We start from the raw sequence: 14,527 nt of genomic DNA, 5'->3' as shown, positions 1-14,527 counted from the left end.
AGCGAAGCGGAGGGGCCGGTCACCATCGGCTCAGTGTCGAAGGCGCGCGGCCGGAGCGAAGCGGAGGGCGCGTGACCCGCTTCGCCGCCCCCGAGCGCTACGACCTGGCCGGCACCATGCGCGGCCTGGCGCTCATCCACGGCGACCCGACGCTCGCGATCGGCGGCCGGGAGGCGTTCTTCGCGACCCGCACCCCCGACGGTCCGGGCACGCTGCGCCTGTCGTACTCCAAGCCGGCCGCCGAGCTGACCGCGGAGGCCTACGGGCCGGGTGCCGGCTGGCTGCTCGACCGGGCCGACGTGGTGGCCGGGCTGCGCGACGACGTGACCGGGTTCGCCGAGCTCGCGAAGCAGCACCCGCTCGTCGCGCGGCTCGCCCACGAGCACGCCGGGCTGCGCTTCGGCGCGACCGGCCGGGTCTTCCACCACCTGGTGCCGGCGATCCTCGGGCAGAAGGTGACCGGCAAGGAGGCGCACCACGGGTACGTGCGCGTGCTGCGCCACTTCAGCGCCGAGCCCGCGCCCGGGCCGTTGCCACGGCTGCGGCTGCCCCCGGAGCCGGAGGCGGTGGCCGCCACGCCGTACTGGGTGTTCCACCCGTTCGGCGTCGAGCAGAAGCGGGCCGACACGCTCCGCCGCGCCGCGGCCCAGGCGGCGGCCCTGGAGCGCTGCCCGGACGCGGCTTCGGCGACCGCGCGGCTGGTGAGCATCCCCGGCATCGGCCCGTGGACGGCGGCCGAGGTGACCCGCGCGGCGTACGGCGACGCCGACGCCGTCTCGGTCGGCGACTACCACATCAAGAACATCGTGGCCTACGCGCTGACCGGGGCGCCCCGCGGCACGGACGAGCACATGCTGGAGCTGCTGGCCCCCTACGCGGGCCATCGCGGCCGGGTGTGCGGCCTGCTGGCCGCCGCGGGCATCACGGCGCCGAAGTTCGGCCCGCGGATGCCGTTGCGCTCGTTCGCGCGGTTCTGAGGGCGCCGCATAACCGGGCGCGGGCCGCTGTGTGGGACGTCGTCTGAACGAAGTTGTCGTAGCTCTGTGGTTGACTGGTCCTCGTGGAACTGCCCGTCAACCCGCCGGTCGAGCCGATGCTCGCGAAGAGCATCCCGAGCCTGCCCACCGCGCCCGGCATGAGCTACGAGCCGAAGTGGGACGGCTTCCGCTGCATCGTCTTCCGCGACGGCGACGAGGTCGAGCTGGCCAGCCGGGGCGGCAAGACGCTGACCCGCTACTTCCCCGAGGTGGTCGAGCAGGTCCGGGCCCAGCTGCCCGAGCGCTGCGTGGTCGACGGCGAGATCATCGTGATCCGGCGCGACACGGGCGAGCCGCGGCTCGACTTCGAGATGCTCGGCCAGCGCATCCACCCGGCCGCGAGCCGCGTGAAGATGCTCGCCGAGCACACGCCGGCCTCGTTCGTGGCGTTCGACCTGCTGGCCCTCGGCGACCAGGCACTCACCGGAGAGGGCTATGCCAAGCGCCGCGCCCGCCTGGTCGAGGCGCTCGCCGAGGTGCGACCGCCGATGCACGTGACCCCGGTGACGACCGACGTCGACACGGCCCGCGACTGGTTCGAGCGCTTCGAGGGCGCCGGGCTCGACGGGGTCATCGCCAAGCCGGCCGAGGGGCTCTACGAGCCGGGGAAGCGCACGATGTACAAGATCAAGCACTCCCGCACGGCGGACACGGTGGTGGCCGGCTTCCGCTGGCACAAGGAGGGCCCGATCGTCGGCTCGCTCCTGCTCGGCCTCTATGACGACGAGGGCCGCCTGCACCACGTCGGGGTGGCCGCCTCCTTCACCCGGGAGCGGCGGGCCGAGCTGGTGCAGGAGCTCGAGCAATACCGTGAGGACGTGGTCGACCACCCGTGGAACTGGGCGGGCCAGGCCCCGGGCAGCGCGGCCGAGAGCATCGAGTCGTTGCCCGCCGAGGGTGGCACCCGCCTGCCCGGCGGGGTGAGCCGCTGGACGGGCAAGAAGGACCTGTCGTTCGTGCCGCTGCGGCCCGAGCTGGTCGTCGAGGTCGGCTACGACGCCATGGAGGGCGACCGGTTCCGGCACACGGCCCAGTTCAAGCGCTGGCGCCCCGACCGCGACCCGCGCTCCTGCACCTACGAGCAGCTCGACCGCCCGATCCGGTTCGACGTCGAGTCCGTGCTGGCCGGCCGTCCGTGAGCCACCGCCGCCACCCGGCCGGCGGGGCAGCCGGCCGGCCGCCCCTGAGCCACCGCCGGCGCCGGATCGGCGGACCCGGTCCGCGCCGGATCGGCGGGCCCGGTCGGCGCCGGATCGGCGGGCCCGGTCGGCGCCGGATCGGCGGGCCCGGTCCGCGGCTCCGGTCGGCAAGGCATCCTTGAGTCGTGACCGCCCACGCACCGGCCAGGCATCCTGGAGTCGGGTCCGCCGCACCGCCGGCGGGCCGTCCGTGAGCCACCGCCGCCTCCCCTCTGGCAGGGTTTCCTTGATCCACCATCGCCTCCGCCGACGGCTCGCCGGTCTCGTTCCCCTGCTCGTCGTCGCGGCGCTGCTCGGCGGCTGCATCGCGCCCGACACCCGGTGGACCGTCCCGACCGCCGGCCGGCCGCTGCCCAAGGCGTCCGTCCAGCCGTCGGCGACCAGCTCCGGGGTGCCGATCGCGCCGGCCGACTGGAAGCCGTGCCCGGAGGCGTACAAGGCGGTCTTCCCGTCCCCGCCGCAGAACGTGACGTTCAGCTGCGCCACGGTGAAGGTGCCGCAGGACTGGGAGCACCCGAAGGACTCGGGCACGTTCGACGTCGCCCTGGTCCGCGGCCGCTCGACGACCCAGCGCGACCGGGTGGGCTCGCTGTTCATCAACCCGGGTGGGCCGGGCGCGTCGGGCTTCGACTACGGGGTGTATCGCTCGGTGTACCTGCCGGCGGAGGTCCTGCGGCGCTTCGACGTCATCGGCTTCGACCCGCGCGGCGTCGGCCGGTCGTCGCCGGTGAAGTGCTTCTCCAACGCCGACCTCGACGCCAACTTCGGCATCGACCCCGACCCGGTGTCCGACGAGCAGTTCCAGCAGAGCGTCACGCTGGCCCGCAAGCTGGCCCAGAGCTGCGGCACCAAGTACGGTGACGCGCTGCGCTACTACTCGACGGAGCAGACCGCCCGCGACATGGACGCGCTGCGCGCCGCCGTGGGCGAGTCCCAGCTCACCTACCTGGGCTATAGCTACGGCACCCTCCTCGGCGCCGTCTACGCCCAGCTGTTCCCGAAGAACGTCCGCGCCCTGGTCCTCGACGGCGCCGTCGACCCGACGCTGTCGACGCAGGACTCGGCCGAGAAGCAGGCGGCCGGCTTCGAGCTGGCCTTCAACAACTTCGCCACCTGGTGCCGGGCCAACGCCACCTCCTGCCCCATCGGCCCCGACGCCCGGGCGGTGGTCACCAAGGCGATCGCGGACTCCCGCACGGCCCCGGTGGCGGGCAAGGGCGGTCGCAAGGCGACGGCCGGCTGGGTGTTCACGGCCGTGGTGTCCTCGCTCTACAGCGAGTCGAGCTGGCGCGAGCTGGCCCAGGCGATGCAGGACCTGCGGTCCGGCAACGCCGACGGCCTGTTCAAACTGGCCGACTCCTACGCGGAGCGCGACCCGTCGGGCAACTACACCAACATGTTCGACGCCAACGCCGCCGTGGGCTGCGCGGACAGCGACGACACCCCGACGGTCGAGCAGGCCCGCGCCCTGCAGTCCCAGTGGCGCCAGAAGTACCCACTGTTCGGCGGCTCGCTGGCCCTGAACCTGATCTGCGCCCAGTGGCCCGGCAAGCGCGACCCGTACCCAGCCGGCGCGGCCACCGGCTCCGCCCCGATCGTGGTGATCGGCACCCTCGGCGACCCGGCAACCCCGTACGAGCAGGCCCCCGCCCTGGCCAAGATGCTCGGCGTCGGCACGCTGGTCACCTGGAAGGGCGAGGGCCACACCGCATACCCGAAGACCGGCTGCATCATCGACGCCGTCAACCGCTACCTGATCGACCTACGCGTCCCGGGCGCCAACCTCACCTGCGACAAGTAACGTCTCCGCCCCTGCGGTCAGGACGGTTCCTCCACCGGGCGGCGGGCCCGGCTGGGTTGGACGCGCATGGGCTCGCCCTCCATCTTCGGGTACTCCGGGGGGTACGGCATGTCGCCCTGGCCGTTCGCCGCGTCGCGCTCGGCCCACTCCAGCAGGGGCGTGATGTCGTGCGCGTGGTCGTCGATGGCCGCGTGCGGGTCGCCCAGCTTCGCGAAGCGCTCGGGGACCGTGCGCAGGTCGAAGTCGTTCGGGTCGACGTCCGGGAGTTCTTCCCAGGTCAGCGGGGTCGATGCCGTCGCCCGTGCGTTGGCGCGCAGGGAGTAGGCGCAGGCGATCGTGCGGTCGCGGGCCATCTGGTTGAAGTCGATGAAGACGCGCTCGCCGCGCTCCTCCTTCCACCAGCTGGTCGTGGCCAGGTCGGGGCGGCGGCGCTCCAGCTCGCGCGCCAGCGCTATCACCGCCCGCCGCGCCTCCACGAAGGTCCACTGTGGACGAATGCGGACGTAGACGTGGACGCCTCGGCCGCCGGAGGTCTTGGGCCAGCCGGCGAAGCCCAGCTCGTCCAGGATGGCCTTCAGCTCGCCCGCCACCACCGCGGCGTCGGCGAAGTCGGTGCCCGGCTGGGGATCGAGGTCGATGCGCAGCTCGTCCGGGTTGTCCACCGCCGCGCGCCGGACGGGCCAGGGGTGGAAGACGATCGTGCCCATCTGGGCCGCCCACGCCACGTGGGCCAGGTCGGCCGGGCAGAGCTCGTCGGCCTTGCGGCCGCTCGGGAACGCGATCTGCGCCTTCTCGATCCACGGTGGCACACCCCTCGTCGGGACGCGCTTCTGGAAGAACATCTCGCCGCCGATGCCCTCCGGGAACCGCTGGAGGGTCGTCGGGCGGTTGCCCAGGGCTCGCATGATGCCGTCACCGACGGCCAGGTAGTACTCGAAGACGTCCCGCTTGGTGAAGCCACGCTCCGGGAAGTACACCTTGTCGGGGCTGGTCAGCCGGACCGACCGGCCCGCGACCTCGATCTCCAGCGCATCGGCCATGCCTCGGACTCTAACCCGCGACGCGCGCGCCGGCGGGGTGTCAGCCGCGGCGGGTCGGCTGCGGCTGGGGCCGGCGGCGGCGATTCGGCGCCGGACGCCGATCACGAGGCGACGGTACCCGTGGCGCCTCCCCCTCCTCACCACGGTCGCCCAGGCGGGTGAGGTAGAGAATCCCGGCACCGCCGACGATCAACGCGAAGCCGACCGTGGTGAGCAGCGGCGACGACGTACCCGTCACCGGAAGCTCCCCGAATGCCGCCGCCGTCCCGCTGCCACCCGGGGACGAGCCCGCGCCGCCCGCCGGCACCCCGGTCACGCCACCGGAGCCGCCGGACCCACCCGGCACACCGGTCACGCCGCCACCGCCGGGCGTCCCGCTGGCAGAACCGCCGCCGCCAGGCACGCCGCTGCCCGAGCCGCCACCCGCAGTGCCGTGACCGGAGCCGGACGCCGGGCCGGACGAGTGCGGGGACCAGTCGCCCCACGTGTGCGTGCCGGGATGAGCAGCGCCGTAGCCGTCGTCGTCGGCACCGCCGTACGAGGTCGAGCCGGGCGACGAGGTCTCGCACAGCGACAGCGCGCCCCGCAGCAGGTCGCATCCGTCGGCCCGGTGCGCCGCGGCCGCCTCGGCCGGCGCCGCCAGCGCGGTCAGGCCGGCCGCGCCCACGGCACCGGCGGCCACCGCCTTGTAGAGCAACCTCATCGACTCGCCCACCCCGAGAAATCCTAAAAGTCCGAATTACGGCTTTCGGGCGGCTCAACGAGCCAGCCCGGCCGACGTCACGGGGCGCCCGGCGCGTTCGTGAGCCGTAATGGTCGCCGCCCATGCCTCGGCCTACCGTTGAGGCATGACCGAGCCACTTGTCAGCCTGCCCACGACCGACGAGGAATGGCGGGTGCGGCTGTCCCCGGACGAGTTCCGGGTGCTGCGCCGTGCCGGCACCGAGGCGCCGTGGAGCGGCGAGTACGTCGACACCAAGGCCGACGGCGTGTACCGCTGCCGGGCGTGCGGCGCGCAGTTGTTCGACAGCACGACGAAGTTCGACTCGCACTGCGGCTGGCCGAGCTTCGACGACGCCATCCCCGGCACCGTCAAGGAGATCGAGGACCGCTCCCACGGCATGGTCCGCACCGAGATCCGCTGCGCCCGCTGCGACTCGCACCTCGGCCACGTCTTCCGCGGCGAGCGGATGACCGAGAAGAACACCCGCCACTGCGTCAACAGCCTGTCGATCAAGCTCGACCCCCGATAGGCGCAAACGACGGCGGCGTGACCCGGGAAGGGCCACGCCGCCGCGCAGAACCGTCGAGCGTTACTGCATGACGTTCGTCCAGGTGCCCCAGGTGCCCTGGCTCCTGCTGTACACGATGCGAACCAGGTCGCCGTCCGGCTCGACGCCGTAGGCCTCCGTGTTCGCGGTCGCGTTGTTGACGAGCACGGACACGTCCAGGGTCCCGAGCGCGCCGCCCAGGTTCTTGAACGGGTACCAGCCGCCCGGCAGGTACAGCGTGTAGACGAGCTTGCCGTTGGCGCTGGCGTAGACCTCGGTCGACTTGTAGGCCGGGTTGTAGACCAGCACCGGGTCACCGGTGATGGTGTTGGTGCTGTCGCCCAGGTCCTTCCACGCCGACCAGCCGTTCGACACCGCGTAGTACTTCTGCGCGAGGCGACCGGCCGAGCTGCGTGCGTAGATCTCGGTCGTGTTGTAGACCGGGCTGAGGAACACCGTCGGGTCCCCGGCGAGCGAGCCGCCGAGGTCGTTCCACTTCGACCACGACGTGGCGTAGTACTTCTGCCACAGCTTCCCGTCGGTGCCCCGGACGTAGACCTCGGTCGTCTGGTAGGTCGGGTTGTACAGCAGGGCGGGGTCGCCGCTCGGCGTGCCGCCCTGGTCGACCCAGCCCGACCACGAGCCGCCCGCGTAGTACTTCTGCACGATCTGGCCGTTGGTCCCGCGAGCGTAGATCTCTGTCGATCCATACCGCGGGCTGTACATCACGACCGGGTCGCCGGCGAGCGAGCCGCCGAGGTCGTTCCACCCCGACCACTTGCCACCCGCGAAGTACTTCTGCAGGAGGCGCCCGTTCGTCGCGCGGGCGTAGATCTCCAGCGACCCCTGCGGGTGCTGGAACACGTACGGACGGCCGGCGAGGCCGCCGCCGAAGTTGGACCAGCTGGACCAGCCGACGCCGGTCCGCCAGGTGCGCTCGACGAGCGCGCCGCCCGCGTTGGCGTAGAGGTTCACGCCGGTGCTGCCCTGGTTGACCACGACGGGTCCGGAGGTCAGCGGGGGTGGCGGGTCGACGCCGGCAAGCTTCTGCTTCAGGCCGGCGAGGTCGCCGTTGAAGACCAGCTTGTCGTAGTTGCCCTCCTGGGTGTGGTCACCGCTCGCCCACTGCCAGACCGTCCAGTTGGTCCAGCCCATCGGCAGGACCGGCGCGGTGCCGCTCCAGGTCGCGGCGTCGAGCGGGTAGTTGGCGAACTGCGTGGTGTTGCCGACGCACACGTTCCACCAGCCCGCGGCCGTGTAGATCATGGCGTCGCGCCCGATCCGGACCTTGACCTGGTCGAGGAACCGCTGGATCCAGTCGCGCATCTCGGCGACGGTCAGGTTGTAGCAGCTGTTGACGGTGGTGAAATACGGCCACTCCAGGTCGAGGACCGGCACCAGCGTCTTCGAGTCGTTCACCCAGTCGGAGTTGTCGATCATGTAGTTCGCGTCGCCGACGGGGTCGCGCTTGTCCGGACGGCCGAACGTGTAGGCGCCGGTCAGGATGCCGGCCTTCTTCGCGTCGGCGTTGTCCTGCTTGAAGTAGGGGTTGATGTAGTTCTGCGCCTCCGTGGACTTCACGTACGCGAACTTGACTCCCGCAGCGGCCTGGGCCGCCCAGTTGATGTTCGGGAACTGCGTCGTGTGGTTGTGGCTGGAGACGTCGATGCCGTAGACCGAGTACTGCGGTCCGGGCGCCTGCGCACGGCCGCGCTGCGACGACCCCGCGTCATGTGCCCCGGCGTTGGCGTAGCCACCGCCGTCGGGCACCGGCTCGGCCTGCGCGGGATGCGCGGCGAGCAGGGTGCCGGCGACGAGCGCGGCGGCGAGCGCGGAGAGCAACCTCCTCGATTGGATGGGATTTTTCCTTTCCTTGGGCGCCCCCGCAGCCGGCGCAGGCCGGTGCGGGAACGCGCTGTTCCTTCCCCAGTGCGGCGCCACGGTACCGCGGAATACGGATCGATGCCGCCCGCTGCGGACGAACCCTGGAAAAATCCGCGAAACCCTCACATAACGCGGTTCCACGACCCGCTACGTGCGAGTGCGGGCCTTGAACAGCACCGCGGCGGCCACGATCGCGACGGCCATGATGCCCACGCACCAGGCGACCGCCCGCCACGGCGCGTCCCCGACGGGCTGGTCGAGCAGCAGGCCGCGCAGGCTCTCGGTGATCGGGGTGACCGGCTGGCTGCTCGCGAAGCCGCGCAGCCACGACGGCATCGTGTCGATCGGGACGAAGGCGCTGCTGGCGTACGGCAGGAACGTGATGAAGAAGGTGTAGCCGCTGGCCGCCTCGGGCGAGCGGGCCAGCAGGCCGAGCGCGGCCGCCAGCCACGACACCGCGGCGATGACGAGCACCAGGACGCCGGCGGCGGCGAGCCACTGCCCGGCGTCGGCCCTGGGCCGGAACCCGAGCAGGAACGCCACCCCGAACACCAGCGCGCTGGACAGCACGTTGCGGGCCAGGCTCGCGGTGACGTGACCCGCGAGCACGGCCGCGCCGCCGACGTCGAGCGAGCGGAACCGGTCGACGATGCCCTCGGACATGTCGTTGGCCACCGACACCGCCGTCATCGCCGAGCCGAACGAGACGCACAGCAGCATGACGCCCGGGACGACGTACGTGACGTACTCCGTGCCGGTCTGGATGGCGCCGCCGAACAGGTAGACGAAGACCACCATCAGCATCACCGGCAACGCGACCGACATCAGCAGGGCGTCGACGTTGCGGCGGCCCAGGCGGAGCGAGCGGCCGCCCATGGTGATCCACTGCACGGCCGCACCGGACATCGCGCTAGACATGGGCGGGCTCCTTCGAGGACGAGGCGGTCAGGGTCAGGAAGACGTCGTCGAGGGTCGCGCTGTGCAACGAGAAGCGGCGGACCGCCGAGCGGTGCGGGTCGATCTCGTCGAGGACCGAGCGGACGTGCGCGGCGCTGCCGTCCGTGGTGACGCCCAGCGTGAGGCGCTCGGCGTCGTGCTGCACGACCCGGTCGCCGAGGAGGGCGAACGCGGCGCGCCAGGCGTCGCCGGAGGACAGGTCGAGATCCAGGCGCTGGTCGCCGAAGCGGCGCTTGAGCTCGGCCGGGCTCCCCTCGGCGACCACCCGGCCGTGGTCCACGACGGCGATGCGGTCCGCGAGCTGGTCGGCTTCCTCCAGGTACTGCGTGGTCAGGAACACGGTGACCCCGGCGTCGACGAGCCCGCCGATGACCTCCCACATCGCCTGCCGGCTGGGCAGGTCGAGTCCGGTCGTCGGCTCGTCGAGGAAGATCACCGCCGGCTGCCCGACCAGCCCGGCGGCGAGGTCGAGCCGGCGCCGCATGCCGCCGGAGTAGGTGCCCACCCGGCGGTGGGCGGCGGCGGTGAGCCCGAACCGCTCCAGGAGCTCGCCGGCGCGGTGGTTGGCCGCGCCCCGCGACAGGCCGCTGAGCCGGCCCATCATCCGCAGGTTCTCGAAGCCGGTCTGCAGGCCGTCCACCGCCGCGTACTGCCCCGTGAGGCTGATCCGGCGGCGGACGAGGTGACGCTGCGCCACGACGTCGTGGCCGGCGACGCGCGCGGTCCCGGCGTCGGGGCGCATGAGCGTGGCCAGGATGCGCACGGCCGTGGTCTTGCCGGCGCCGTTCGGCCCGAGCAGCGAGAACACCGTGCCCGGCGCGACCCGCAGGTCGACGCCGGTGAGGACCTTGAGCTTGCCGTAGGACTTCGCGAGGCCGGTCGCCTCGATCGCGAGGTCGTCTGCCATGACGGCTCCCCCTGTATGGTTATTGCGTATGTCATACGCACTACTGCGTAAGTTATACGCAGAAGTAGAATGCTGAGTCAATGACTGACGACACGATCCCCGCGAGCCTGGCCGCCGCCTGGGGGCTGCGCGCCCGGCCCGGCAAGGGGCCGAAGCCCGGCCTCACGCTGGACGGGATCGTCGCCGCGGGCGTGAAGGTGGCGACGACCGACGGCCTCGCCGCGGTGTCGATGGGCCGGGTGGCGTCCGAGCTCGGTGCCGCGACCATGTCGCTGTACCGATACGTGACCGCCAAGCAGGAGCTGCTCGACCTCATGGTGGACGCCGCGATCGGCCCCGCGCCGCTGCCGGTCGACGGTGAGGGCTGGCGCGCCGGCCTGACCCGCTTCGCCCGCGACCACCTCGTCCTGCTGCGCAGCGTCCCGTGGGTGGTGCGGGTGCCGCTCACCGGCCCCCCGCTCACCCCCAACCAGATCGGCTGGATGGACTACGGGCTCACCGTGCTGCGCGGCACCGGCCTCATGGAGCACGAGAAGCTGTCGACGATCATGACGGTGGCCGGCCACGTGCGGAACTGGGCGCTGATGACCGCCGACATGACCGCGTCGGCCGAGGCGGCGGGCACCACCCCCGACGAGGCGATCCAGACCTACGGCCGGCTGCTCACCCGGCTGGTGGATCCCGCGCGGTTCCCAGCGGTCGGCGAGTTGATCAAGTCGGGCGTCCTGGACCTGCCGCCGGGCGACCCCGACGAGGAGTTCGAGTTCGGCCTCGACCGGCTGCTCGACGGCATCGAGGCGCTCGTCGAGCGCCGCGCCGCCGACCCGACCTGTCACCCGGCGGCCGAGTCCGCTAGCGTGCGGGACTGATGAACGACACCATCGTCGACACGCCGGCCGTCGCGCCGGCCGCGCTGGCCCGGCACGCCCGCCTCGCCGAGGTGCTGGCCTGCCCGAGCTGCCATCACCCGCTGCGCGACACCGTCGTGTGCCCCCAGTGCGGCACCGCCGGCCGGCGCACCGGCGCCCAGCTGAAGTTCGGCGGCTTCGAGTCCGAGGAGCTCAAGGCCGACGCGCTCAACCGGGTGAAGGAGTTCGTCAAGACCCGGTTCCACAAGCTCTACCCGACCGCGATCAGGGTTCTCTCGCCGGTCATGGACCGCCCCGGGGCGATCAGCGGGTTCCTCAAGAGCTTCGACCTCGACCGCGACCTCGTCGCCGACTTCGGCTGCGGCACGCACCGCCGCGACGAGCGCGTCATCTGCATGGACGGCGGGTCGTACGGCAACGTCGACATCGTCACCGACCTGCGCAAGCTGCCGCTCGCGGACGACAGCCTGGCCGGTGGCGTGAGCATCGCGGTGCTGGAGCACGTGCCCGACCCGGCCGCGCACATCGCCGAGATGCACCGGGTGCTCAGGCCGGGCGGCCGCATGCTGGTGTTCGTCCCGTTCATGCAGCCGTTCCACGCCTCGCCGTACGACTTCCAGCGGTATACGGAGGTCGGGCTGAAGGAGCAGTTCCCGCAGTTCGAGGTGCTCAGCCTCAAGCCGGGGGCGGGCCCGACGTCGGGCATGATCTGGGTGTTCCAGGAGTGGCTGGCGATGCTGCTGTCGTTCGGCTCCACCAGGCTCTACCGGCTGGTCCTGCCGCTGACCTGGATCCTCTCCCCGCTGAAGCTGCTGGACCTGATCATGGTCCACCACCCGATGGCGGCCCAGGTGGCCAGCGGCTTCATCATCGAGGTCCGCAAGCCCGCGTAGCCTGACCGGTATGGATCTTCGAGAGGAACGGCTCGACGGGGCGGCGGTCAGCCTCGGCGACCTGGCGCTGAACCCGTTCCGGGTCGACCGCGACCGGATCGTCGCGTCGCCGTTCTTCGCGCGCCTCGGCGGCGTCACACAGGTCATCAGCCCGGGCGGCTCGGGGCTGCTCGTGCACAACCGGCTCACGCACAGCCTCAAGGTCGCCAGCGTGGCCCGCGGGATCGTCGAGCGGCTGACCGCGGAGCCGGTCGAGCGGGAGCTGCTGGACAAGCTGGGCGGCTGCGACCCCGACGTCGTCGAGGCGGCCGCGCTCGCCCACGACCTCGGCCACCCGCCGTTCGGGCACCTCGGCGAGCACGTGCTCGACCGGCTCGCCCGCGAGCGGCTCGGGCTGCCCGACGGCTTCGAGGGCAACGCCCAGTCGTACCGGATCGGCACCGGGCTCGACCTCACCGCGGCGGTGCGGGCCGCCCTGCTGAAGTATCCGTGGACCCGCCGGACCTACCCCGACCCGCACCCGCGGCACCTCAAGCCGACGCCCCGCGGCGCCGCCGGCGACCCGCTCGACGGCTCGGCGAAGTTCGGCGCCTACGTGACCGAGCTGGCCGACCTGCGCCAGGCCCGCGCACCGTTCGCCGGGCGGCTCGCCGACTGGCAGCAGACGCCCGAGGCGTCGGTCATGGACACCGCCGACGACATCGCGTATGCGATCCACGACCTGGAGGACTTCCACCGGGTCGGGGTCCTGCAGCAGGGAGCCGTGGCCACCGAGCTCATCGCCTGGCAGCGCGACGCGGCCGAGCTGCGCGGGCTGAGCGTCGAGGCGCTGCGGGCGACCAGCCGCCGGCCCGGTCGCTCGGTCGAGCTGCTGTGGCGCGACGTGCGCCGCAAGGACGACTGGATCTGCGACGACGACGCCTTCCGGGCGGCCGTCGAACACGTCCGGCAGGAGCTGGTCGACGGGCTGCTGGCGGTACCGTTCGATGGATCGATCGACGCGGAGCAGACCGTGGCCGGCTTCTCCGCCAGCTGGACCCGCCGGCTGATCGACGCCATCCACGTGCGGCCCGACCCGCCGGTGCGCTCCGGCCACGTCCGGCTCGGCGTCGCCCAGTGGCACGAGGTGCAGGTCCTGAAGTTCATCCACCACCGGTTCGTGCTGGAGCGGCCCGACCTGGCGCTGCACCAGCGCGGCCAGGCGCGGCTGCTCGCGGCGCTGGTCGAGGCGCTGCACGCGTGGCTCGTCGACCCCGACGAGGAGGCGCGCCTCCCCCGCCGGCTGCACGACCTGGTCGAGCTGGCCCAGGCCGAGGTGGCCGGGCTGACCGGCGCCGACTACGGCCTCGCGGCCGGCACGCCGCTGGACACCGCCGGGATGGCGCGCGGGCGGGCGATCGTCGACTTCGTCGCGGCGCTCACCGACGGCCAGGCGGTCAGCCTGCTGGAGGCGCTGTCCGGCCGGTCGAGGCAGCTGTGGACCGACGCGTTCGTGCTGTGACGTGGCATTTCTCCAGATGGCGGAAACACTTCGGTAAACACCTGCATCACTGGCTGGACATTGTCACTCTGGTACCACTAGAAATGGTCGGTGACCACCGAAGGTGATCTTCCGACTACCCCCCGCCACCTCGACTGGCGGGCTCTGCCGTGGGCGCCGATCGGCGTGGCCACTGCCGGCGTGGTCACGATCGCGCTCACCTCGGTCCTGCTCTATCCGGTGATCGTCCCCAGCGCCGACGAGCGCGCCCTCGGCGGCACGCCGGAGAGCCGCCGCTCGGCCGGCATGGCGGGACTGCCCGGCACCGCCGGCTCCTCCGCGCCCGCCTCGCCCTCCGCGTCGCCGTCCGGCTCGGCGTCGGCCTCGCCGAAGACGACCCCGAAGTCCGTCGAGCGCACCGGCAAGCCGTCCGCGGGCAACACCGGCGTCATCCCGGGCACGCGGCTCACGGTCGTCACCGGCGACCAGACGTATTCGGCCGACAACCAGGTCGTCGAGAACGCCGACATCCGCGGGTTCGTGCGGATCACCGGCAAGAAGGTGACCATTCGCAACTCGGTGATCCGCGGCGGCGCGGCCAGGTGCGGCGGTGTCGTCCAGGTCGAGGGCGCCGGCAGCGCCACGCTGGAGGACGTCGAGATCGCTCCGGCGTCGGCCGGCGACTGCCTCGACGGGGTGTGGGCGAGCGCGACGAACCTGACCCGGGTCAACATCCACGGCGTCGTCAACGGGGTCAAGGCGACCGGCAACGACGTGGTGCTGCAGGACTCGTGGGTGCACGACCTCGGCGGCGGGCCGGCGATCCGGGACGCCGTGGTGGCACTCGGCAAGCGCCGGATCACGCTGCGGCACAACGTGCTCGACGCCGGTCGCGACAGCAACGCCGCCCTCCAGGTGACCCAGGAGGGCGGGGCGAGCGGCGACCTGCGGGTCGAGGGCAACTGGCTCGACGGCGGCGCCTGCACGCTGAACTTCGCCCACCGCGGCGGCGGCGCGGCCACGCTCACCGGCATCACCGTCGTGAACAACCGCTTCGGCCGGGCGTCGAAGTACGTCTGCCCCATCCTCATCAGCACGCAGACGACACTCACCCAGAACGCCGGCAACGTCTGGGACGACACCGGCGTGCCCATTCCCGCACCGGATCGGCACGACTGATCACAATGGT

Annotated in this window: 13 protein-coding genes; 8 read left to right on the top strand and 5 right to left on the bottom strand. The window is 72.2% G+C overall.

The annotated features are described in order from the left end of the window. Positions 1–116: 116 nt before the first annotated feature. The 3 genes from IEZ31_RS45030 (at position 117) to IEZ31_RS45020 (ending at position 4,037) form a co-directional block, all read left to right on the top strand. Positions 117–977: a DNA-3-methyladenine glycosylase family protein gene (locus tag IEZ31_RS45030; protein ID WP_229836829.1), complete on the top strand. Its 861-nt coding sequence runs from the start codon at positions 117–119 to the stop codon at positions 975–977. A gap of 83 nt (positions 978–1,060) precedes the next feature. Beyond that, positions 1,061–2,176 (top strand): ATP-dependent DNA ligase, encoded by a 1,116-nt coding sequence (locus IEZ31_RS45025; RefSeq protein WP_190256287.1) that lies wholly within the window; start codon positions 1,061–1,063, stop codon positions 2,174–2,176. Positions 2,177–2,465: 289 nt separating this feature from the next. Beyond that, a complete protein-coding gene (locus IEZ31_RS45020) occupies positions 2,466–4,037 on the top strand; it encodes an alpha/beta hydrolase (protein WP_373294792.1) in 1,572 nt (523 codons plus the stop codon). A 17-nt stretch (positions 4,038–4,054) separates the two neighbouring features. Here the strand turns inward: IEZ31_RS45020 and ligD are convergent, their stop codons facing one another. Together ligD and IEZ31_RS45010 are read right to left on the bottom strand one after the other, a co-directional pair. Beyond that, positions 4,055–5,077, bottom strand: coding sequence for a non-homologous end-joining DNA ligase (gene ligD, locus IEZ31_RS45015; RefSeq protein ID WP_190256286.1), 1,023 nt, complete (start codon positions 5,075–5,077; stop codon positions 4,055–4,057). A 40-nt stretch (positions 5,078–5,117) separates the two neighbouring features. Then, the gene (locus tag IEZ31_RS45010) at positions 5,118–5,780 is read right to left on the bottom strand and encodes an LPXTG cell wall anchor domain-containing protein (protein WP_190256285.1); all 663 of its coding nucleotides are present in this window, start codon (positions 5,778–5,780) and stop codon (positions 5,118–5,120) included. Positions 5,781–5,925: 145 nt separating this feature from the next. On the opposite strand from IEZ31_RS45010, the gene msrB reads away from it, so the two are divergent. Then, on the top strand, positions 5,926–6,330 hold the full coding sequence (gene msrB / locus IEZ31_RS45005; protein ID WP_190256284.1) for a peptide-methionine (R)-S-oxide reductase MsrB: 405 nt from the start codon (positions 5,926–5,928) through the stop codon (positions 6,328–6,330). Between the two features lie 60 nt (positions 6,331–6,390). Here msrB and IEZ31_RS45000 read toward each other — a convergent pair whose 3' ends face one another. From IEZ31_RS45000 to IEZ31_RS44990, 3 genes are all read right to left on the bottom strand, one after another. After that, positions 6,391–8,190 carry a GH25 family lysozyme gene (locus tag IEZ31_RS45000; protein WP_190256283.1) on the bottom strand — a complete coding sequence of 600 codons (1,800 nt, stop codon included), beginning with the start codon at positions 8,188–8,190 and terminating at the stop codon, positions 6,391–6,393. Positions 8,191–8,379: 189 nt separating this feature from the next. Beyond that, positions 8,380–9,150 (bottom strand): ABC transporter permease, encoded by a 771-nt coding sequence (locus tag IEZ31_RS44995; RefSeq protein WP_229836820.1) that lies wholly within the window; start codon positions 9,148–9,150, stop codon positions 8,380–8,382. Beyond that, the gene (locus tag IEZ31_RS44990) at positions 9,143–10,096 is read right to left on the bottom strand and encodes an ATP-binding cassette domain-containing protein (protein WP_190256282.1); all 954 of its coding nucleotides are present in this window, start codon (positions 10,094–10,096) and stop codon (positions 9,143–9,145) included. Before IEZ31_RS44990 ends, IEZ31_RS44995 begins: the two co-directional genes overlap by 8 nt. Positions 10,097–10,176: 80 nt before the next feature. On the opposite strand from IEZ31_RS44990, the gene IEZ31_RS44985 reads away from it, so the two are divergent. The 4 genes from IEZ31_RS44985 (at position 10,177) to IEZ31_RS44970 (ending at position 14,517) form a co-directional block, all read left to right on the top strand. Next, entirely contained in the window at positions 10,177–10,965 is a 789-nt protein-coding gene (locus tag IEZ31_RS44985) for a TetR/AcrR family transcriptional regulator (RefSeq protein ID WP_190256281.1), read from the top strand. Then, complete coding sequence (locus tag IEZ31_RS44980; protein WP_190256280.1) at positions 10,965–11,858, top strand: methyltransferase domain-containing protein; 894 nt, start codon at positions 10,965–10,967, stop codon at positions 11,856–11,858. The genes IEZ31_RS44985 and IEZ31_RS44980 overlap by 1 nt, the downstream gene beginning before the upstream one ends. 10 nt (positions 11,859–11,868) lie before the next feature. Then, entirely contained in the window at positions 11,869–13,359 is a 1,491-nt protein-coding gene (locus IEZ31_RS44975) for a deoxyguanosinetriphosphate triphosphohydrolase family protein (RefSeq protein ID WP_190256279.1), read from the top strand. A gap of 90 nt (positions 13,360–13,449) precedes the next feature. Then, positions 13,450–14,517, top strand: coding sequence for a right-handed parallel beta-helix repeat-containing protein (locus IEZ31_RS44970; protein WP_190256278.1), 1,068 nt, complete (start codon positions 13,450–13,452; stop codon positions 14,515–14,517). Positions 14,518–14,527 lie beyond the last annotated feature (10 nt).

Origin of the sequence: Dactylosporangium sucinum, from assembly GCF_014647515.1 — a bacterium.
GTDB lineage: Bacteria > Actinomycetota > Actinomycetes > Mycobacteriales > Micromonosporaceae > Dactylosporangium > Dactylosporangium sucinum.
Note: the sequence above shows the minus strand (reverse complement) of the source record. Positions and strands in the feature narration are given on the sequence as shown.

Coding starts and splice junctions, on each gene's coding strand:
- IEZ31_RS44985 (WP_190256281.1), top strand. CDS start 10,177: ATGACTGACGACACGATCCCCGCGAGCCTGGCCGCCGCCTGGGGGCTG.
- msrB (WP_190256284.1), top strand. CDS start 5,926: ATGACCGAGCCACTTGTCAGCCTGCCCACGACCGACGAGGAATGGCGG.
- IEZ31_RS44995 (WP_229836820.1), bottom strand. CDS start 9,150: ATGTCTAGCGCGATGTCCGGTGCGGCCGTGCAGTGGATCACCATGGGC.
- IEZ31_RS45010 (WP_190256285.1), bottom strand. CDS start 5,780: ATGAGGTTGCTCTACAAGGCGGTGGCCGCCGGTGCCGTGGGCGCGGCC.
- IEZ31_RS44980 (WP_190256280.1), top strand. CDS start 10,965: ATGAACGACACCATCGTCGACACGCCGGCCGTCGCGCCGGCCGCGCTG.
- IEZ31_RS44990 (WP_190256282.1), bottom strand. CDS start 10,096: ATGGCAGACGACCTCGCGATCGAGGCGACCGGCCTCGCGAAGTCCTAC.
- IEZ31_RS44975 (WP_190256279.1), top strand. CDS start 11,869: ATGGATCTTCGAGAGGAACGGCTCGACGGGGCGGCGGTCAGCCTCGGC.
- ligD (WP_190256286.1), bottom strand. CDS start 5,077: ATGGCCGATGCGCTGGAGATCGAGGTCGCGGGCCGGTCGGTCCGGCTG.
- IEZ31_RS45030 (WP_229836829.1), top strand. CDS start 117: ATGCGCGGCCTGGCGCTCATCCACGGCGACCCGACGCTCGCGATCGGC.